Origin of the sequence: Mesorhizobium sp. M0047 (assembly GCF_040323315.1) — a bacterium.
GTDB lineage: Bacteria > Pseudomonadota > Alphaproteobacteria > Rhizobiales > Rhizobiaceae > Mesorhizobium.
The window spans coordinates 78416-95746 of sequence record NZ_JAMYUW010000013.1 but is presented as its reverse complement, the minus strand read 5'-3'; the positions used below and the strand labels follow the sequence as shown (position 1 = coordinate 95746).

The window sequence follows — 17331 nt, the reverse complement described above, 5'->3', positions numbered from 1 at the left end:
GCATCGATCCTTGTGATTGGAAATACCTGCCTGCAGCATACCATGACTGCCGCGATTCGGCCTCGCCTAGCGTCTGCATTAGAATTTAAATCACAGACTTAGGCTGACAAGCGGAACAACAGTGACTATTTCGTGACCATGACGGAACACTCCGAACATCGCGAACAGGGCCTTACGAGTGCCACCGAGGCGCGCGGTCTCGAGGCGTTGATCTCGCGCGCCACCCGCGCCGGCAAGGGTGCGGCGCCGGTCGAACGCTGGAATCCCGACTTCTGCGGCGATCTCGACATGGAGATCAAGGCCGATGGCACCTGGTTCTATCTGGGCACGCCGATCGGGCGCATACCGCTGGTTCAGCTTTTCTCCTCGGTGCTGCGTAAGGATGCCGACGGCAGAACCTATCTGGTGACACCGGTGGAGCGAGTCGGCATTCGGGTCGCCGATGCGCCGTTCATTGCCGTCGAAATGGACGTTTCGGGCGACGGTGACGGGCAGGTCATCACCTTCCGCACCAATGTCGGCGACGTCGTCGAGGCCGGGCCGGAGCGGCCGCTGCGTTTCGTCGACGAGAACGGTACCGGCGGGCTGAAGCCCTATGTGCTGGTGCGGGGCCGGCTGGAGGCGTTGGTTGCGCGGCCGGTGATGTATGAGCTGGTCGGCCATGGCGAGGAGGTCGAGATCGGCGGCAAGACCATGTTCGCGGTGCGCTCGAAAAAGGCTGTGTTCCCGATCATGCCGGCGGACCAGTTGAAGCGGCTGAGCGCGTGATGGACCAGGTGTCTCCGGCGCCTTTTTCATCAGCGGATTTTCGCGCGCGCTTTGCCGCGCAGCCGGATGCACATGCCAGCGATGACTATGGCGATCATCGCTTCAACCCAGGTCACCCACGCCTCAACCAGGGCAAGGCACTGCGCAATGCCGCCGTGCTGATCCCGGTGGTCGACCACGAAGGCGATGCGACGGTTCTTCTGACAAAACGGGCCGAAAAGCTGCGCAATCATTCGGGGCAGGTGGCCTTTCCCGGCGGCACCATCGATCAGACCGATCCAAGCCCGGAGGCGGCGGCGCTGCGCGAGACCTTCGAGGAGATCGGCCTTGACCGCGATCGCATCGAGATCATCGGCCGCATGCCCGACTATGTCGCCGGCAGCGGCTACCGCATCGCGCCGGTGCTGGGCATCGTGCAGCCGGGCTTCCGACTGAGCTTGAATGCCGACGAGGTCGATGCCGCCTTCGAAGTTCCGCTGCGCTTCCTGATGGACCCGGCCAACCACAAGCGCGACAGCCGCATGTGGAACGATCTCGAATGGTTCTTCTACGACATGCCCTATGGCGAGCGGCGCATTTGGGGCGTCACCGCCGGCATCATCCGCACCCTCTATGAAAGGCTCTATGCGTGAGCGTCACGATCGCGGGCAGGGCCGATTGGCTCGGCGACAAGCATCTGCAGCGCCTGTTGGCCGCACTGAGCGAGGGCGGTGAAGAGGCGCGTGTTGCGGGCGGCGCCGTACGCAACACGCTGATGGGCCAACTGGTCGCCGACATCGACATCGCCACCACCTGCTTGCCGGGGGAAACCATCCGCCGCGCCGAGGCGGGAGGTTTCAAGGCGGTGCCGACCGGCTTCGAGCACGGCACGATCACGGTGGTCGCCGGCGGCAAGCCCTATGAGGTCACCACGTTGCGAGCCGACATCGAGACTGACGGGCGGCGGGCCAAAGTGTCATTCGGACGCGACTGGAAGCTCGACGCCGAGCGGCGCGATTTCACCATCAATGCGCTCTATGCCGAGGCCGATGGCCGGGTTGTCGACCTTGTCGGCGGCATTGCCGACATCGAGGCACGCCGGCTGCGCTTCATCGGCGATGCGGAAGCGCGCATCCGTGAGGACTATCTGCGCATCCTGCGTTTCTTCCGCTTCTTCGCCTGGTATGGCGATGGCCGGCCGGATGCCAATGGGCTGAAAGCCTGTGCCCGGCTGAAGGAAGGTCTGGCCCAGCTTTCGGCCGAGCGCATCTGGTCCGAATTGAAGAAGCTTTTGTCGGCGCCTGATCCCTCTCGGGCGCTGCTCTGGATGCGGCAGGCTGGCGTCTTGACCGCCGCGCTGCCGGAAAGCGAGAAATGGGGCATCGATGCGATCCATGGGCTGGCCAAGGCCGAGAAAGATCTGAGCTGGGCGCCCGACCCGCTGCTGCGGCTGGAAGCGATCGTGCCGCCTGATGCCGCACGCATGAAGATGCTCGCCGAGCGGCTCAGATTTTCGACTGCCGAAGCGGATCGCCTGCGCCACTGGGCGCTTGCCACCGCTGTCGAGCCGAAGACGACCGAGGGCGAACTGGCGAAAAGGCTCTATCGCGGCGATCGGCAGGGATTTGTCGACCGCTTGCGCCTGTCGCTGGCTGCGGCCCGCGTTCGTGCTGTCGACGACAATGACGCGCTGCTTGAAGCCGGCGGCTTCTCGCGCTTGCTGGCTTTCGCGCTCAAATGGAAAAAACCGGTGTTCCCGCTGAAAGGCGCCGATCTGACGGCGCTCGGCGCAACGCCAGGACCGAAGCTGGGCGAAATCCTCAAGAACCTCGAGGCGGAATGGATCGAAACGGGATTTGCGCCTGATCGCGGCGCACTGCTTGATCGCGCCGCGAAGGCACTGGAAACCTAGGCCTTGGCTCGAAGCCCGTGCTCCGTGACGGTCAAATGTCGTCGAACGAGCGAAACTACCTGATTGCCACGGGAGCCAGGGCGCGTGAAAGGCTCGCTTCGCCCTTGCCGTACGTGGAAGCACTATAGTTGACCAGGGTGTCGGTGCGAGCCGTATTGAGCAGATCGTTGGTGATCTGAGTCGGCGTGGCCTTGGTGAATTTGCTGCTTAGTATCGCCGCATATCCTGAAATGATCGGCGCTGCGAAGGAGGTGCCATATAGGCCTGTCTTGCTCCCATCGACGCCAACCACAAGAAAGTGGCTTTGCACGAGCGGGTCGGAGCCGGCATAGTTGGAGTACCAGGCAAGCTGGGCCTTGTTGGTTGTTGCGCCGTTCGTCGACAGGGCGCCGACGAAGATCGCAGAGGCTTTGCCAACCAGGGCGATATCGAGATAGTCCTGCTGACCGCCTGTTTCTCCGCCCACGGCAACCGAATCGTTGCCCGCCGCCTTCGAAACAACAGCCGACCCTTTGGTGGCATAGGAGATGATGGAGGCTTCCTCGGGGCTCCATCCGATCTGGTTCGGGCTGTAGCCCGCTTTGGCGTACATGCCATAGCTCAGATTGAGCACGTTCAGGCCAGGCGCCAGGCTGACGGCCGAGCTGGTTGAAAAGTCCTTCGACCTGATGGTCGCCAAGGGCGCGATCATGCCAGCTTCCTCGCGCGTCCATTCACCGTGGCGCTGGGTTTGAACCCCGACACCGAAATTGCCCGAGAAGCGCGATGTACTGGAGAAATCGTCGACAATGGTAATCGTGACGCCCTTGCCCTTGTACCCTGCGGCCCATGCCGCGCCGACGTCGGGGCTCATCCACCCCTGCACCGCTTGTGTGGTCGCAGCCGGTATCGTTGCACTCGCGCATGTGGACCGGCCGCCGCCGTGACACAGCGCGGCCATCTCATCCGCATTGACCGCCTCCTGTGCCGAAACCATCGGCGCCGACAGGGTGGTGAGAGCCGCAACGAAAACGAATTTCAAGCAACTACCGGACATGCTCTTACTCCGTTCAAATAGGAACCAGGACGGGCGAACGCGAATTTCGGGATGGGATGATTTTCTCATTTGCATCCTCCCCGGCGATCAGAAAGTAACACGGTAATTCAGCCAGAGGTGCTGGCTCTCCGGTTTAGCGTTAACCAGATATTTCAAAGTTTCCTCTGGCGCCATCTCGCTGGCCGCGAGCCGGCAATTGACGCTGTAGGTACCCAAATCGCCGTAGTTCGCTTCGCATGGCTTTTCGGTGAACTTGCCGCCAAGGGTGGTGGTGAGCGACAAGGAAAGAGTACTGTTCGGACCCGGATGCATCTGCGTGAGGAAGCCCAGCTTCAGGCTGGGCTCGATGCGATATTTCTCACCTTCTTCTCCGGTGCCAAATCCCCAGAGGATGCCGGTATCTTCCGTGATCTGGGTCAAAAGTTCGACATGCATGTCGACCCAGCTTGCGTGGTACCATTGGTTGAACGATATCCGGCTTCCGTCCTGCAGTTCATAACCGCCGCCGCCAAGGTCGTGCGCGCGATCGCTGAGCGGCGAGCCTTGGTGGAGGTCGACCAGCGATGTGGTCACTTCCTGGGCTATCGCCGGATACGCTGAAAGGAGCCCGTACAGCAGGAGCGCCGTCGTGCGAAGACTCACTCGATTGCCGGACTTTTCGCGCATGCGCGAAACACCTCGCCCCACCGATCCCGGACCAGTGCCTGGTGGCGACGGGCTTCTCTTGCAGCCCCACTGTAGCCGGATTATCTGCCCGACAGTGGCATGGGTTCGGTTACCGCGGGGTTTATTTTAGCCGAGGAAAATATAATTCTTTGACCTGCGCGATCTGGCCGGCAGGACGTCCGCGATGGCGCTTTTCAACCAATCTTGAGGCGCCAACGCGGCTCGTTTGGTGTTGTGGATGAATCCGAGCGGCAAAGACTAGGCCGCGTCGCGGGTCTTTTCGATGCGCGAGCGGATCGCCTCGATCATCGTTTCACGGATAACCGTCTCGCCATGCGTTTCGCGCATGTGCTCGACGACACGACGCATGACCTCGGCCTCCTCGTCGGCACGCGTGTGCCAGTCACAGCCGGGCACGAGCGACCCGCAGTGAAATTCCTTCATGCGATTTCTCCTTTTCCTCCGTGGAGCCCGATCGAGGCTCCGGCACTTTCCTGGCTCATGGTCCGATTTCAGGGTTGAATCCGTGGAGCGCGAGCGGGTGGAAAGCATAACACAGATGGGGTGGTATCGGTTGCCGTCAACGGCAAAAAGGGCGAAACAGCTCTGCTCCGCCCTTTCGCGCTAGCCCGAAGCAGGACCAGACATCATCATCTTGCCCTGCTTTGGCAGGCCATCACTTCGCGATCTTGACGGCCTCGGCGACTTTTTTCTTGCCGCTCATCTCCCATGAGACGCGGACCTTTTCACCGACCTGCAGGCCAGGATCCTTGAAGGTCTTGGGAAGCGTAAAGGACGATCCGTCATCGAGGACAAGGCTCATGGCCGTTGCGTCAAAGGTCTTGATCGTGCCGGTGGTGTGCTTGATGGCGGCGAACGCCACCGAACCGGAAGCGAGAAGGGCAGCGGCGGCAGCCGAAACAATGATCTTGCGCATTGTGAAGTACTCCTGAAGGGCGGGTATCCTTTTGACGAATGTGTCCCGCATCGTCTGGGCCGTCAGGTCGCGTCGGGTCGCGGCTCGCTTGTTTTGAGGCAATTCCGAACGGAAAATCGTTTAACGCTTTCCTGGAATTGCGCTCAGGCGAACCGCCGGCGCTTCCCGACCCGGCGCAACAAATAGACCAGCCTTTTCAAGAGCCTATTAGACGAAAAATAAATTTTCGCCGCACCTCATGCCACATTCGACGCCGCATTTCGAGCGAATGGGACATCAATGCGGCTCACGCCGCGCTCACCATTTTGTTACGGCCAGCGGACCTCAGGTGGAAGGCTGGAGAGGATCGCTTCGACATTGCCGCCGGTCTTCAGGCCGAAGATGGTGCCGCGATCGTGAAGCAGGTTGAATTCGACGTAGCGGCCGCGGCGGATGAGCTGCTCGTCGCGATCACCGTCGGTCCAGTTCTCGTTGAAGTTGGCGCGCACGAGGTGGCCGTAGACGACGAGAAAAGAGCGGCCGACATCCTGGACGAAGTTGAAGTCGGCATTCCAGCCGCCTCTGTCCTCGCCCGAATGCAGCCAGTCGAAGAAGATGCCGCCGGTGCCGCGCGGTTCGTTGCGGTGCGGAAGATAGAAGTACTCGTCGCACCAGGCCTTGAATTTCGGGTAGTCGGCGACGCCGGCATTCTTCTCGCAAGCGAACTGCATGGCGCGATGGAAGGCGACGGTATCGGGATCGTCCTGTGTGCGGCGGCGCTCGAGAACCGGCGTCAGATCGGCGCCGCCGCCGAACCATTGGCTGGATGTGACCACCATGCGCGTGTTCATGTGCACGGCGGGAACATTGGGATTCCAGGGATGGGCGATCAGCGAAATGCCGGATGCCCAAAAGCGCGGATCTTCCTCGGCGCCGGGCATCTGCTTCCTGAATTCGGGCGAGAACTCGCCGTAAACCGTCGAGGTATGAACGCCGACCTTCTCGAAGACGCGGCCGTACATCATCGACATGGTGCCGCCACCGCCGCGGCCCTCGTCGCGTTCCCAGGGCGTCTTTTCGAAACGGCCTGGCGACCACGAGGCCAGCGGACCGCCAAGATCTTGTTCGATCTGTTCAAGCCCGGCGCAGATGCGTTCGCGCAATGCCTCGAACCACAGGCGCGCCTTCATCTTCTTCTGCTCGATGTCGGCGGGCAGGCCAGCCGGTATTTCAGGTCGTTCCAAGTGCCGTCTCCGGTTGCGGGGGCGATGAGCCCTACAAATGACTCGTCTTTTGCCGGCGCGATCCCTAATCTCTTAAGGGCAAGGGTCAAGTGTCATTAAGGTGCAAGGAGTCGTTTCGTGCGCACCCCGGCAAGACCACCGCTGGATGGCCTGAAGAAGCGGCTGGACCAAAGCCGGGCCGAACGCGCACGCATGCCGCGCGACGGTTTCCTGCGCGAGACCTTCGTCCTGCCGCGCTCCGATGCGCGGCTCAAAGCCAAGGAATGGTTCGATCGCTTTCCCAAGCAGGCCTACTGGACCGAGATCGAAAGCTGGTTCGAGCGGCCGGGCGATGTGATCGAGTTCACCATCAGGCGGTTGCCGGCGGCGGACTGAGGAATGTCACGAGAAAAATAGGTCGCGCAATCTTGGAGAATCCAGGATCAGGTTCTCGCCAAGTAGCTTGCCGAATTTTTCAAAGCCCATTTTCCGCGCCTCATCGAAGCTCACGGACGTGTAGAGCGTTGGCATGCCGCCGGAGTCGACCCGATAGATCGTAATGAGCTGTGTCTCTTCTTCTGGTTGGATAAGATGTCCCAGCACAGATGTTTCCTTCCATATCGCCTCATAGTCGCATTGCTTCCATTCAGGTCGCTACTAGCCTTCTCGCGCCCGTCCCCTCCCTTGCCAGCCGGTCGCCTTTGTTTCGCAGCGGGCATTTGTCGATCGACATGCAGCCGCAGCCGATGCAGTCGGTCAGACCGTCGCGCAGTTTCTTCAGCTGGGCGATCTTGCGGTCGAGCCCGTCGCGCCAGGCGGTCGACAGCAGGTTCCAGTCATCGCGCGTCGGTGTGCGACCCTCGGGCAGCGACGCAAGGGCGATGCCGATCTCGGCCAGTGAGATACCGGCCTCTTGCGCCACCTTGATGATCGCCACGCGCCGCAGCACGTCGCGGCCGTAGCGGCGCTGGTTGCCTGACGTGCGGTGGCTGCGGATCAGCCCGCGGGCCTCGTAGAAATGCAGCGCCGACACAGCCACCCCGCTGCGCATGGCCAGTTGGCCGACCGTCAGTTCCGTTATCGGTGCCATCCCTCTTTCTCCGTTCCGATTTTTTTGGCTTGACCTCAAGTTAAGTTGAGCTTGTAGCGAAGAAACCCGGGATCTGCAAACGAAGGAGAAGGCGATGTGCGCCTGGGTCAAGATGACGGGAGACGGAGTGCCGTTATCCGAGTTGCCGGATGGCTTCACCCGCCACCATGGCGACGGAAAGCGCGACGTTGATGCTGCGCGCAGCGCCCTGCATGGGAATGGTCAATTGCGCATCCGCCGCTTGATGGACAAGATCCGGAACGCCTGCGGATTCGCGGCCGAACAGAAGAATGTCGCCATCGCCGAACGCGAAGCTGGTGTAAGGGGTCGTGGCTTTGGTAGACAGCAGCACCAGCCGGCACGCGCGGGCTTTGCGCCAGTCCTCGAAGGCGTACCAGTCGACATGCCGGGTCAGAGCAGCCATTTCGAGGTAATCCATGCCGGCTCGCTTGAGCGTTTTGTCGGAGAGCGGAAAGCCGGCCGGTTCGATGATGTCGACGCCGAGCCCGAGGCAAGCGGCGAAACGCAGGGTTGTCCCGGTGTTGCCGGCGATATCCGGCTGGTAGAGCGCGATGCGGAGACGACAGTTCATTTCCGCGTCCTTCTAATAAGTGGCAGATCGGCCACAGAGGGCTCGCGGTTTTGGAAAATGCTGGACCTGCGGGTGGCCATTTTCTGGGAAGTCGGGTATGTCAGCTCCATTGTCAACCCGAACCGATGGAGGGGTAATTCATGATGACCATGCACACTCAGCGCCCCTCTCGTGGGCTTACCTGCCTGCTGGCGGCTTCGGTACGACAATTCTCCTGACTCTCTAAGACTTGATCGCACCGATTCCCGCCGAAACGATTTTTCGGCTCTCGAAGGAATCCTGCGATGTTTTTCAAAAAGTCAAAAGGGCTGAACGCCCCACCTGAACCTGTCCGGACCGATGCTGTCCGTCGTGTCCAGACCGATGCTTATCGTGTCCGGACCGATGCTTATCGTGTCCAGACCGATCCAATGCGTGCCTCCGGCCGAATGCCGGCGGACGATGTTGCTTCGCCTTTTTATCTCGATTTTCACACGGAGGACGGACCGATGTTCGATCCCTACAGAATACCGGGCTCAAGAAGCCTGCATATCCACCGACTGCCGACCTGGGCGCTGCTCATCGGCGAGACCTATTCGTCGGCGGTTCACGCCGAAGTCCGCCGCCGGCCGCATCGCGGCATGCTGCCGGATGTCGATTTCTCGCGCGCGGTTCCCGACCACAGCCGGCCGTCGCTGGTGCGCCGGATCATCCGGCTGATCAGGCCTGGCGCGAAAGTCCGGATCGTGAACAGTGCGCCGTCAGGATCGTCAGGCGCACCTGTCGGCGAAAAGCCCGCGAGCCCCTATATTGCGCGAAGCAAGGCGGACGGTCCGGATGATTCCGGACCGTCGGCCCGCGGCGCCATTCGTTCTGCGGACCTTGTACGTTCGCGCGCCGCATAAGCGGAAAACAGAGTTCATGAGCATGACCTATGTTGTTGTTTAGCTGGTTTGAAAGACGGCTCGATCCGTTCCCCGCGGCGGAACCGGTCGAGCCGCCCAGGACGCTGGTGGCCTTCTGCGTGCATTATACGCGCGGTGCCTGGCCCTACATCCTTCTCGACGCGGTGCTGGTGACGGCCATCGCGATCGCGGAAGTGTGGATGTTCGGCTTCCTCGGCCGCATCGTCGACTGGCTGTCGGGGCAGAATCGCGAAACCTTCCTGCAGACGGAAGCCTGGAAGCTCGCCGGCATGGCCTTCATCGTGCTGTTCGCGTTGCCGGGCACGGTATGGCTGCATTCGCTTCTCAACCAGCAGACATTGATGGGCAACTATCCCATGCGCATCCGCTGGCAGGTGCATCGCTACCTGCTCAAGCAGTCGATGAGCTTCTACCAGGACGAGTTCGCCGGCCGCATAGCGACCAAGCTGATGCAGACCGCGCTCGCCGTGCGCGAATGCGTCATCAAGCTGATCGACGTCCTGAACTACGTCATCGTCTATTTTCTTGGCATGCTGTTCATCGTCGGTTCGGCCGACTGGCGGCTGGCGTCGCCTCTGGGCGTCTGGCTGGTCGGCTACATCCTGTTGCTGCGCTATTTCATTCCGAAGCTGGGCAAGGTCGGCGAGGAGCAGGCCAATGCGCGCTCGACCATGACCGGGCGTGTCGTCGACAGCTACTCCAACATCCAGACGGTCAAGCTGTTCAGCCATGCACGCCGCGAGGCTTCGTTTGCGCGGGAAGGCATGGCCGGCTTCCTCCAGACCGTCTATCGGTCGATGCGGCTGGTGACGGTGCTTTTCGGCCTGCTCTACATCATGAATTCGCTGCTCTTGTTTTCGGTCACGGCGATGGCGCTGTGGCTGTGGCTCGGGCAGTCGGTCACGATCGGCGCTGTCGCCGTGGTCATCGGACTCGTGCTCAGGCTGTGGGGCATGTCGCAATGGATCATGTGGGAAATGTCGGGCCTGTTCGAGAATATCGGCACGGTGCAGGACGGCATCGCCTCGATCTCGTTGCCGCGTCTGGTCGAGGACAGGCCGGGCGCCAAGGACATCGCCGTCTCCAAGGGCGAGATCCGCTTCGAGAATATCCGCTTCCATTATGGCAAGCGGAAAGGGGTGATCGAGGACCTGTCGCTGGCGGTGAAGCCGGGAGAAAAGGTCGGTATTGTCGGCCGCTCGGGCGCCGGCAAGTCGACGCTGGTCAATCTCCTGCTGCGTTTCTACGACCTGGAGAGCGGAAAGATCCTGATCGACGGCCAAGAGATCGCTGGTGTGACGCAGGATTCGCTGCGCGCCCAGATCGGCATGGTCACGCAGGACACCTCGCTGCTGCATCGTTCCGTGCGCGATAACATCCTCTATGGCAGGCCCGACGCCGCGGAAGAAATGCTTGTCGAGGCAGCGCGGCGCGCCGAGGCGCTGGATTTCATATCAGGGCTTTCGGACGCCAGCGACCGCAAGGGCTTCGATGCCCATGTCGGCGATCGCGGTGTCAAATTGTCCGGCGGCCAGCGGCAACGCATCGCAATTGCTCGCGTTATGTTGAAAGACGCGCCCATACTTATCCTTGACGAGGCCACCTCGGCGCTTGATTCCGAAGCCGAGGCGGCAATCCAGGAGAATCTCTACAAGCTTATGCAAGGCAAGACCGTCATCGCCATCGCGCACCGGCTGTCGACCATCGCGGCGATGGACAGGCTGGTGGTGATGGACAAGGGCCGCGTCATCGAGGAAGGTTGGCACGACGAACTCGTCGCCAAGGGCGGGCTCTACGCGCAGCTCTGGCAGCGCCAGTCGGGCGGGTTCCTGCTCGAGGACGGTCCGGCCGACGCCGCCCCAGCTGACGCCGCAAATGACGCACTTGCAAAGGGCCAAGCTGCCGAATGATGACTGCCGTCTATCGCTGGTTCGAGAACTGGGTCTATCCGTTCAGGGAGCCAGCGAATCTTCGGCCACCGACCAGCGTCGGCGGCTTTCTCTGGCACTATGTCGGCCAGGCGAAGTTCGCCTTCTTCGCCATGCTGGTCATTGGCGGCATCGCGCCGCTGGTGGAGGCCGGCCTGTTCTACTTCGTCGGGCGGCTGGTCGATATTCTCGACCAGCTTCCCGCCGAGCGCAGCTGGCATGCCTTGTGGAATGCCGCCGGCCCTGAACTGGTGTTCATGATCGCGGTGGTGCTGGTCATCCGGACCATCGTCGTTGGCCTGTCGGCGCTGGTCGACGAACAGACGATCACGCCCGGCTTCTACAATCTGGTGCGCTGGCAGGCGCACAGGCATGTGTCGCGCCAGTCCTACGCCTTCTTCCAGAACGATTTTGCCGGCCGCATTGCCACCAAGGTCTGGCAGGCAGGCCAGGCGACCGGCGACCTGATGGAAAGCTTCATCGAGGTCGTCTGGTTCATGATCGTCTACACGGTGACGACGCTGGCGCTGGTCGCTGGCCTCGATCTCAGACTGGCGGTGCTGGTGGTGATCTGGATTTCCGCCTTCGGCTGGCTGGCCAAGCTCTATCTGCCGGCGATCCGCAAGCACGCGGAGGAAACCGCCGAAGCCGGCTCGATGATCACTGGCCGCATCGTCGATTCCTATTCCAACGTGCAGACGCTGAAACTGTTCTCGGCCGACGGCGACGACCGCTACATCAAAAACGGCTTCGACATCTATCTCGACGCGCTGCGCCCCTTCACCCGCCGGCTGACCGGCGTGCGAATGGCGCTGACGACGCTGTCGGGCACTATGATCACGGCAATCGGCTGCTTTGCCGTCTATCTCTGGGTCGAAGGCTCGATCACCGTCGGCGCGGTCGCTTTCACGCTGTCGCTGGTGCTGCGGCTCAACATGCTGCTCGGGCGGCTGATGATGCAGCTTAACAGCATATTGCGAAACCTCGGCGTGCTGGAAAATTCCAAGGCATTGATCTCGCAGCCGCTCGGCCTGATCGATGCACCCGACGCGAAGGAACTCGTGGTGGCCGGCGGTCGCATCGAGGTGAAGAACGTCGAGTTCCATTACGGCAAAGGATCCGGCGTGCTTAACGGCATCGACCTTACGGTGCGGCCGGGCGAAAAGGTCGGGCTGGTCGGGCCGTCGGGCGCCGGCAAGACGACTCTCGCCAATTTGATCCTGCGGCTCTATGACCTGGAACGCGGGCTAATCACCATCGATGGTCAGAACGTCTCCGATGTCACCCAGAATTCGCTGCGCGCCAATATCGGCATCGTCAGCCAGGACACGGCCCTGTTCCACCGTTCGCTGCGCGATAACATCAAGCTCGGCATGCCTGGCGCGACCGAGACGCAAGTGATCGCGGCGGCAAAGAAGGCCGAGGCGCACGAGTTCATCCTGGGCCTGCGCGACAATAGGGATCGTGTCGGCTACGAGGCCTTTGTCGGCGAGCGCGGTGTCAAACTGTCGGGCGGCCAGCGCCAACGCGTGGCGATCGCCCGCGTCTTCCTCAAGGACGCCCCGATCCTGATTCTCGATGAAGCAACCTCGGCGCTCGATTCCGACATCGAGGCGGCGATCCAGGAGAATCTCACGCGGCTGATGGAGAACAAGACGGTCATCGCCATCGCCCACCGGTTGTCGACGATCGCCGCGCTCGACCGGTTGGTGGTGCTCGACGGTGGCCGCATCGTCGAACAAGGCACGCATGACCAGCTGGTAGGGTTCGATGGGCTCTATGCGCGGCTGTGGAAACGCCAGTCCGGCGGTTTTCTCTATCACGAGGACAGCGTGCTCGAAGAGACACGCCCGGCGGAGTAGCTCCATGGTTGGATCTGCGGACCCAGAGATCGGCCCCAGGGTGAGCTATGTACTCAAGCGGCTCCGGCCAACTACCGCGGCCTTCGATACGCTGAAGCAGGAAAGCCGGCTGGAAGGCTACTGGATGCTGGTGCGCCTGGGAGATGGCTGGGCAAGCCGCCGCAACAAGTTCCTGAGGCGCGGCGAGGCGCTGTACGGCGCCTGGAATGGCCGGGAACTTGTCGGTGTGTGCGGGCTTAACATCGATCCTTATTTCGAGGGCACGGACCATGGCCGGGTTCGGCACCTGTTCGTCAGTGCGCGTCACCGTCGCACCGGCCTCGGCCGGATGCTGGTCGAGACCGTCGTCGACAGGGCGCGTCGCCATTTCGCCGTGCTGAACACACGCGCGCCGCACGAAGCCTTCGGTTTCTATGAACGGCTTGGCTTTCTGCGCGTGGAAGGCGAAGAATTCGTCACCCACCACATGATTTTTGGGAAAGGAGGCTGAAATGTCCTTGCGTCCGCCATCTCATCTTGCCGGCGCCTCGGCTGCCGAGGTCGCCTTCGACGCCCTCGGCCATGAGATATTGGCGGAGAAGGCGGCCGCACTCGGCCGCGCCGGCCAGCGGGTCGAGGAAACACTGGCCAGGCTGCGCGACAACAGCGACGAGCAGCTGCGCTCCCGGCTGCTCAAGGAGGCCGCCGAGGCGGTGCACGGCTATTTCATCCAGCGCGAGCTGTGCGGGTTGCGTAGGCATGACGCCGTGATCCGGGAATACAACATCCCGAAGGCCGTATTAGCGAGGCTCGGCGCGACCTAGAGATCATTCAAGCCATTCGGTGATCAAGCTGCCGTTCTCGTGGATGTCGGTCGTTTCCAGCGGGCCTGGGCCGAGATTGGTGAATTTGTGCGGCGTGTTGGGTGGCACGATCAGGATCTGGCCGGAGGAGGCTTCGATCTCCTTGTCGCCGACCGTGAACAGTCCGGTGCCCTGACGGATGATGAAGATCTCTGCGTAGGGATGCGTGTGCAGCCGAGGACCGCAGCCGACATCGGGCAGGTAGTTGAAGATCAGGCAGGAGTTGGAGCCGTAGGCGCCGCATTGCAGTTCGCCCTCCCAGCGGTCGGAGCGAACGGCCCAGGTGTCGCGGTCTATCACGTGTGCCATGATGGTAAGGATAGACCCGGCTGGCGCCTTGTGTCGAGGCGCACAAGGGCATCGGATTTGCGGTTGTTTCCCTGCTGCTTAGCGATGTTTGACTGCTATCCGGCGTCGCATTGCCCGGCGGCGGATTTTGTCCCCGCGACAATCTGCCCTTGTGCCTTGATCCGTCTGGACAAAAACGGGCTTCACGCATAAACCGAGGTCCAAATGCCGGAGGAATTCGCAAGCCTGTTCGCCATGCGCTGTCGGGTTGGCGTAATTGAGCGGGGAAAAAGGCTCAGCCACCGGCACGGAAGAGGCGAAAGGATCAGGCACCCGTGAGCGCAACCGACACCCAGGATCCCAACCGTCGTGATTTTCTCTACGTCGCCACCGGCATGGCCGCAATGGTCGGCGCGGGTGCATTCGCGTGGCCGTTCATCGACCAGATGCGCCCCGATGCCTCGACGCTGGCGCTCGCATCGGTCGAGGTCGACGTTGCCTCGCTGACGCCGGGCATGTCGCTGATCGTCAAGTGGCGCGGCAAGCCCGTCGTGGTGCGCAACCGCACCGAACAGGAAATGAAGGACGGCGAGGCGGTCAAGCTGGCCGATCTCAAGGACCCGATCGCGCGCAACGCCAATCTGCCGGCCGACGCACCGGCGACCGATGCCAACCGCACCACGCCCGGCAAGGAAGCCTGGATGGTGATGGTTCAGGTCTGCACGCATCTGGGCTGCATTCCGCTCGGCCAGGAAGGCGATTTCGGCGGCTGGTTCTGCCCGTGCCACGGATCGCAATACGATACCGCCGGACGCATCCGCAAAGGCCCGGCCCCGGAGAACATGGCGGTGCCGGTATTCAAGTTCATTTCCGATACCAAGATCCTTATCGGTTGAGGCAGGGGATATTTCGATGAGCGAGGGACACTCGACCTATACGCCCAAAACCGGTCTCGGACGCTGGTTCGACGCCCGCATGCCGCTGCCGCGGCTGGTCTATGACAGCTTCATCGCCTATCCGGTGCCGCGCAACCTCAACTATGCGTGGACCTTCGGCGGCATCCTGGCGATCATGCTGGTAGCACAGATGCTGACCGGCATCGTGCTGGCCATGCACTACACGGCCGATAGCAATCTTGCCTTCGGCTCAGTCGAAAAGATCATGCGCGACGTGAATTCGGGCTGGCTGCTGCGCTACTTGCATTCGAACGGCGCGTCGTTCTTCTTCATCGCCGTTTATATCCACATCTTCCGTGGCCTTTATTACGGCTCCTACAAGGCGCCGCGGGAGCTGCTGTGGATCCTCGGCTGCATCATCTATCTCCTGATGATGGCGACCGGCTTCATGGGCTACGTGCTGCCCTGGGGCCAGATGAGCTTCTGGGGCGCCACGGTCATCACCGGCTTCTTCACGGCCATTCCGCTGGTCGGCGACTGGATCCAGCAGCTGCTGCTCGGCGGCTTTGCTGTCGATAACCCGACGCTGAATCGCTTCTTTGCGCTGCATTACCTGCTGCCGTTCATGATTGCCGGCGTCGTCGTGCTGCACGTCTGGGCGCTGCATGTCGTCGGCCAGTCGAACCCGACCGGCATCGAGGTCAAGTCGAAGACCGACACCGTTGCGTTCACCCCTTATGCGACCATCAAGGACGCGTTCGGCATGCTCGTGTTCTTGTTCTTCTTCGCCTATTTCGTCTTCTACCTGCCGAACTATCTCGGCCATCCCGACAACTACACGGTCGCCAACCCGCTGAAGACCCCGGCCCATATCGTGCCGGAATGGTACTTCCTGCCGTTCTACGCCATCCTGCGCGCCATCACCTTCAATGTCGGGCCGATCAACTCCAAGCTCGGCGGCGTTCTGTGCCTGTTCGGCGCGATCGTCATGTTGTTCCTGGTGCCGTGGCTCGACACCTCGAAGGTGCGGTCGGCCGTCTATCGGCCCTGGTACAAGCTGTTCTTCTGGGTGTTCGTGGCCGATGCCGTCCTGCTGGGCTGGTTGGGCTCGCAGCCGGCGGAAGGCAGCTATGTGTTCATGGCGCAGATGGCGACGCTGGTCTACTTCGCCTTCTTCCTGGTCGCCCTGCCTGTGCTCGGTCTGATCGAGACGCCGCGAAGGCTGCCGAACTCGATCACCGAAGCAGTTCTCGAGAAGAACAAGGGCGGTGGCGGACATCCGGCTGGCGCCACGGCCGCACCAGAGACCAAGGGCTGAGCATGATCCCGAAAAGTGGGAACCAGTTTCCGGACAAGGCCATGCTCAAGCAGGAAGACAGACGGGTAGAGAATCTAAGGGGATTTGGCATGAAAAAGATTCTCACCTCGATGGCGCTGATCGGCCTTGTGGCCGCCGGCACCGGGGCAGCAAGCACTTGGGCGGTCGCCGCCGAAGAGGCACACAACGCGGCCAATCCGACGCATTTCCCGATCAACGAGCCGAAGGAAATGAGCTGGAGCTTCACCGGCCCGTTCGGCACCTATGACAAGGCGCAGCTGCAGCGCGGCCTCAAGGTCTACAAGGAAGTCTGCTCGGCCTGCCATTCGATGAACCTGGTGGCCTTCCGCACGCTGTCGGACCTCGGCTATTCCGATGCCCAGATCAAGACGCTGTCGGCGGAGTACACGATTCATGACGGCCCCAACGATGCCGGCGACATGTTCGACCGTCCCGGCAAGCCGTCCGATCATTTCCCGGCGCCCTTCGCCAATGACGAGGCCGCCGCTGCCTCCAATGGCGGTGCTGCACCGCCCGACATGTCGCTGCTGGCCAAGGCACGCGGCGTCGAGCGCGGCTTTCCGCAATTCGTCTTCGACATCTTCACGCAGTACGACGCGGGCGGTCCCGACTATATCCATTCGCTGCTGACCGGCTACGACCAGACGCCGCCGGCCGGCATGGTGATCCCGGAAGGCACCCACTACAATCCGTACTTCATGTCCAGCGTGTCGCTGAAAATGCCAAAGCCGTTGTCCGATGGTCAGGTGACTTATGACGACGGCTCGCCACAGACCGTCGACCAGTATTCCCGCGACGTTGCGGCCTTCCTGATGTGGGCGGCCGAGCCGCACATGGAAGACCGTAAGAAGACCGGCTTCCGCGTTCTGGTGTTCCTGTTGCTGTTCGGTGCGCTGGTCTATCTCACCAAGCGCAAGGTGTGGGAAGGCGTGGCGCATTAAGCGACACAGCCAATTGATCACAAAAGGGCGCCGAGGGGCGCCCTTTTTGCTGAACGGGGGTTGGCGATCTGGTGGTCAGGTGCGTTCTTGTCGCACAGGTCCGTTGGCACGGCGCCCTGTGGTATGCCACACAGCATCTTTGAAAAAA

21 protein-coding genes are annotated in these 17331 nt (G+C 61.7%); 12 read left to right on the top strand and 9 right to left on the bottom strand.

Going from position 1 to position 17331, the window contains the following annotated elements; all coding sequences use genetic code 11:
• Positions 1-138 precede the first annotated feature (138 nt).
• Genes NKJ89_RS15135 through NKJ89_RS15125 form a run of 3 tightly spaced genes read left to right on the top strand, consistent with a single transcriptional unit; the run spans position 139 to position 2659 of the window.
• Complete coding sequence (locus NKJ89_RS15135) at positions 139-768, top strand: DUF1285 domain-containing protein (protein WP_352603627.1); 630 nt, start codon at positions 139-141, stop codon at positions 766-768.
• The gene (locus NKJ89_RS15130; protein WP_352603504.1) at positions 768-1400 is read left to right on the top strand and encodes a CoA pyrophosphatase; all 633 of its coding nucleotides are present in this window, start codon (positions 768-770) and stop codon (positions 1398-1400) included. Before NKJ89_RS15135 ends, NKJ89_RS15130 begins: the two co-directional genes overlap by 1 nt.
• On the top strand, positions 1397-2659 hold the full coding sequence (locus tag NKJ89_RS15125; protein WP_352603502.1) for a CCA tRNA nucleotidyltransferase: 1263 nt from the start codon (positions 1397-1399) through the stop codon (positions 2657-2659). The genes NKJ89_RS15130 and NKJ89_RS15125 overlap by 4 nt, the downstream gene beginning before the upstream one ends.
• A 55-nt stretch (positions 2660-2714) precedes the next feature.
• Here the strand turns inward: NKJ89_RS15125 and NKJ89_RS15120 are convergent, their stop codons facing one another.
• The 5 genes from NKJ89_RS15120 to hemF all read right to left on the bottom strand — a co-directional run bounded on the left by NKJ89_RS15120 (position 2715) and on the right by hemF (position 6521).
• Positions 2715-3764: a S8 family serine peptidase gene (locus NKJ89_RS15120; RefSeq protein WP_352603500.1), complete on the bottom strand. Its 1050-nt coding sequence runs from the start codon at positions 3762-3764 to the stop codon at positions 2715-2717.
• A gap of 18 nt (positions 3765-3782) precedes the next feature.
• Positions 3783-4361, bottom strand: coding sequence for a hypothetical protein (locus tag NKJ89_RS15115; RefSeq protein ID WP_352603498.1), 579 nt, complete (start codon positions 4359-4361; stop codon positions 3783-3785).
• 258 nt (positions 4362-4619) lie between these two features.
• Positions 4620-4805, bottom strand: coding sequence for a DUF1059 domain-containing protein (locus NKJ89_RS15110; RefSeq protein ID WP_023760708.1), 186 nt, complete (start codon positions 4803-4805; stop codon positions 4620-4622).
• 232 nt (positions 4806-5037) lie between these two features.
• The gene (locus NKJ89_RS15105; RefSeq protein ID WP_023760709.1) at positions 5038-5298 is read right to left on the bottom strand and encodes a DUF1344 domain-containing protein; all 261 of its coding nucleotides are present in this window, start codon (positions 5296-5298) and stop codon (positions 5038-5040) included.
• Between the two features lie 308 nt (positions 5299-5606).
• The gene (gene hemF, locus NKJ89_RS15100; RefSeq protein ID WP_023760710.1) at positions 5607-6521 is read right to left on the bottom strand and encodes an oxygen-dependent coproporphyrinogen oxidase; all 915 of its coding nucleotides are present in this window, start codon (positions 6519-6521) and stop codon (positions 5607-5609) included.
• Positions 6522-6638: 117 nt separating this feature from the next.
• Here hemF and NKJ89_RS15095 point away from each other — a divergent pair, with 117 nt between their 5' ends.
• A complete protein-coding gene (locus NKJ89_RS15095; RefSeq protein WP_023760711.1) occupies positions 6639-6896 on the top strand; it encodes a hypothetical protein in 258 nt (85 codons plus the stop codon).
• A gap of 6 nt (positions 6897-6902) precedes the next feature.
• Here the strand turns inward: NKJ89_RS15095 and NKJ89_RS15090 are convergent, their stop codons facing one another.
• From NKJ89_RS15090 to NKJ89_RS15080, 3 genes are all read right to left on the bottom strand, one after another.
• Positions 6903-7103: a hypothetical protein gene (locus tag NKJ89_RS15090; protein WP_023760712.1), complete on the bottom strand. Its 201-nt coding sequence runs from the start codon at positions 7101-7103 to the stop codon at positions 6903-6905.
• Positions 7104-7146: 43 nt separating this feature from the next.
• Entirely contained in the window at positions 7147-7590 is a 444-nt protein-coding gene (soxR, locus tag NKJ89_RS15085; protein WP_352603496.1) for a redox-sensitive transcriptional activator SoxR, read from the bottom strand.
• 133 nt (positions 7591-7723) lie between these two features.
• On the bottom strand, positions 7724-8182 hold the full coding sequence (locus tag NKJ89_RS15080) for a tRNA (cytidine(34)-2'-O)-methyltransferase (protein ID WP_023760714.1): 459 nt from the start codon (positions 8180-8182) through the stop codon (positions 7724-7726).
• A 488-nt stretch (positions 8183-8670) separates the two neighbouring features.
• On the opposite strand from NKJ89_RS15080, the gene NKJ89_RS15075 reads away from it, so the two are divergent.
• From NKJ89_RS15075 to NKJ89_RS15055, 5 genes are read left to right on the top strand one after another with little or no spacing between them, the layout of a single operon-like run.
• A complete protein-coding gene (locus NKJ89_RS15075; RefSeq protein ID WP_352603494.1) occupies positions 8671-9066 on the top strand; it encodes a hypothetical protein in 396 nt (131 codons plus the stop codon).
• Between the two features lie 29 nt (positions 9067-9095).
• On the top strand, positions 9096-10997 hold the full coding sequence (locus NKJ89_RS15070) for an ABC transporter ATP-binding protein (protein WP_352603492.1): 1902 nt from the start codon (positions 9096-9098) through the stop codon (positions 10995-10997).
• Positions 10994-12877, top strand: a complete 1884-nt coding sequence (locus tag NKJ89_RS15065) for an ABC transporter ATP-binding protein (RefSeq protein WP_352603490.1) — start codon at positions 10994-10996, stop codon at positions 12875-12877. Before NKJ89_RS15070 ends, NKJ89_RS15065 begins: the two co-directional genes overlap by 4 nt.
• A gap of 4 nt (positions 12878-12881) precedes the next feature.
• The gene (locus NKJ89_RS15060; RefSeq protein ID WP_352603488.1) at positions 12882-13367 is read left to right on the top strand and encodes a GNAT family N-acetyltransferase; all 486 of its coding nucleotides are present in this window, start codon (positions 12882-12884) and stop codon (positions 13365-13367) included.
• 1 nt (position 13368) lies between these two features.
• On the top strand, positions 13369-13680 hold the full coding sequence (locus NKJ89_RS15055) for a DUF6665 family protein (protein ID WP_352603486.1): 312 nt from the start codon (positions 13369-13371) through the stop codon (positions 13678-13680).
• Positions 13681-13683: 3 nt separating this feature from the next.
• On the opposite strand, the gene NKJ89_RS15050 is transcribed toward NKJ89_RS15055, so the two are convergent.
• Positions 13684-14028: a cupin domain-containing protein gene (locus NKJ89_RS15050; protein ID WP_352603484.1), complete on the bottom strand. Its 345-nt coding sequence runs from the start codon at positions 14026-14028 to the stop codon at positions 13684-13686.
• A gap of 314 nt (positions 14029-14342) precedes the next feature.
• Here NKJ89_RS15050 and petA point away from each other — a divergent pair, with 314 nt between their 5' ends.
• From petA to NKJ89_RS15035, 3 genes are all read left to right on the top strand, one after another.
• Entirely contained in the window at positions 14343-14903 is a 561-nt protein-coding gene (gene petA / locus NKJ89_RS15045) for a ubiquinol-cytochrome c reductase iron-sulfur subunit (RefSeq protein ID WP_352603482.1), read from the top strand.
• A 16-nt stretch (positions 14904-14919) separates the two neighbouring features.
• Positions 14920-16221 carry a cytochrome b gene (locus tag NKJ89_RS15040; RefSeq protein ID WP_352603480.1) on the top strand — a complete coding sequence of 434 codons (1302 nt, stop codon included), beginning with the start codon at positions 14920-14922 and terminating at the stop codon, positions 16219-16221.
• A gap of 89 nt (positions 16222-16310) precedes the next feature.
• Positions 16311-17183, top strand: a complete 873-nt coding sequence (locus tag NKJ89_RS15035; RefSeq protein ID WP_023760722.1) for a cytochrome c1 — start codon at positions 16311-16313, stop codon at positions 17181-17183.
• The last annotated feature ends 148 nt before the right edge of the window (positions 17184-17331 follow it).

What these genes read in the sequence shown, in the direction of transcription:
- NKJ89_RS15040 (WP_352603480.1), top strand. Translation starts at nt 14,920, where the DNA reads ATGAGCGAGGGACACTCGACCTATACGCCCAAAACCGGTCTCGGACGC.
- NKJ89_RS15055 (WP_352603486.1), top strand. Translation starts at nt 13,369, where the DNA reads ATGTCCTTGCGTCCGCCATCTCATCTTGCCGGCGCCTCGGCTGCCGAG.
- NKJ89_RS15075 (WP_352603494.1), top strand. Translation starts at nt 8,671, where the DNA reads ATGTTCGATCCCTACAGAATACCGGGCTCAAGAAGCCTGCATATCCAC.
- NKJ89_RS15110 (WP_023760708.1), bottom strand. Translation starts at nt 4,805, where the DNA reads ATGAAGGAATTTCACTGCGGGTCGCTCGTGCCCGGCTGTGACTGGCAC.
- NKJ89_RS15135 (WP_352603627.1), top strand. Translation starts at nt 139, where the DNA reads ATGACGGAACACTCCGAACATCGCGAACAGGGCCTTACGAGTGCCACC.
- NKJ89_RS15050 (WP_352603484.1), bottom strand. Translation starts at nt 14,028, where the DNA reads ATGGCACACGTGATAGACCGCGACACCTGGGCCGTTCGCTCCGACCGC.
- NKJ89_RS15105 (WP_023760709.1), bottom strand. Translation starts at nt 5,298, where the DNA reads ATGCGCAAGATCATTGTTTCGGCTGCCGCCGCTGCCCTTCTCGCTTCC.
- NKJ89_RS15130 (WP_352603504.1), top strand. Translation starts at nt 768, where the DNA reads ATGGACCAGGTGTCTCCGGCGCCTTTTTCATCAGCGGATTTTCGCGCG.
- soxR (WP_352603496.1), bottom strand. Translation starts at nt 7,590, where the DNA reads ATGGCACCGATAACGGAACTGACGGTCGGCCAACTGGCCATGCGCAGC.
- NKJ89_RS15035 (WP_023760722.1), top strand. Translation starts at nt 16,311, where the DNA reads ATGAAAAAGATTCTCACCTCGATGGCGCTGATCGGCCTTGTGGCCGCC.
- NKJ89_RS15070 (WP_352603492.1), top strand. Translation starts at nt 9,096, where the DNA reads ATGTTGTTGTTTAGCTGGTTTGAAAGACGGCTCGATCCGTTCCCCGCG.
- NKJ89_RS15065 (WP_352603490.1), top strand. Translation starts at nt 10,994, where the DNA reads ATGATGACTGCCGTCTATCGCTGGTTCGAGAACTGGGTCTATCCGTTC.
- NKJ89_RS15060 (WP_352603488.1), top strand. Translation starts at nt 12,882, where the DNA reads ATGGTTGGATCTGCGGACCCAGAGATCGGCCCCAGGGTGAGCTATGTA.
- NKJ89_RS15080 (WP_023760714.1), bottom strand. Translation starts at nt 8,182, where the DNA reads ATGAACTGTCGTCTCCGCATCGCGCTCTACCAGCCGGATATCGCCGGC.
- NKJ89_RS15120 (WP_352603500.1), bottom strand. Translation starts at nt 3,764, where the DNA reads ATGAGAAAATCATCCCATCCCGAAATTCGCGTTCGCCCGTCCTGGTTC.
- NKJ89_RS15115 (WP_352603498.1), bottom strand. Translation starts at nt 4,361, where the DNA reads ATGCGCGAAAAGTCCGGCAATCGAGTGAGTCTTCGCACGACGGCGCTC.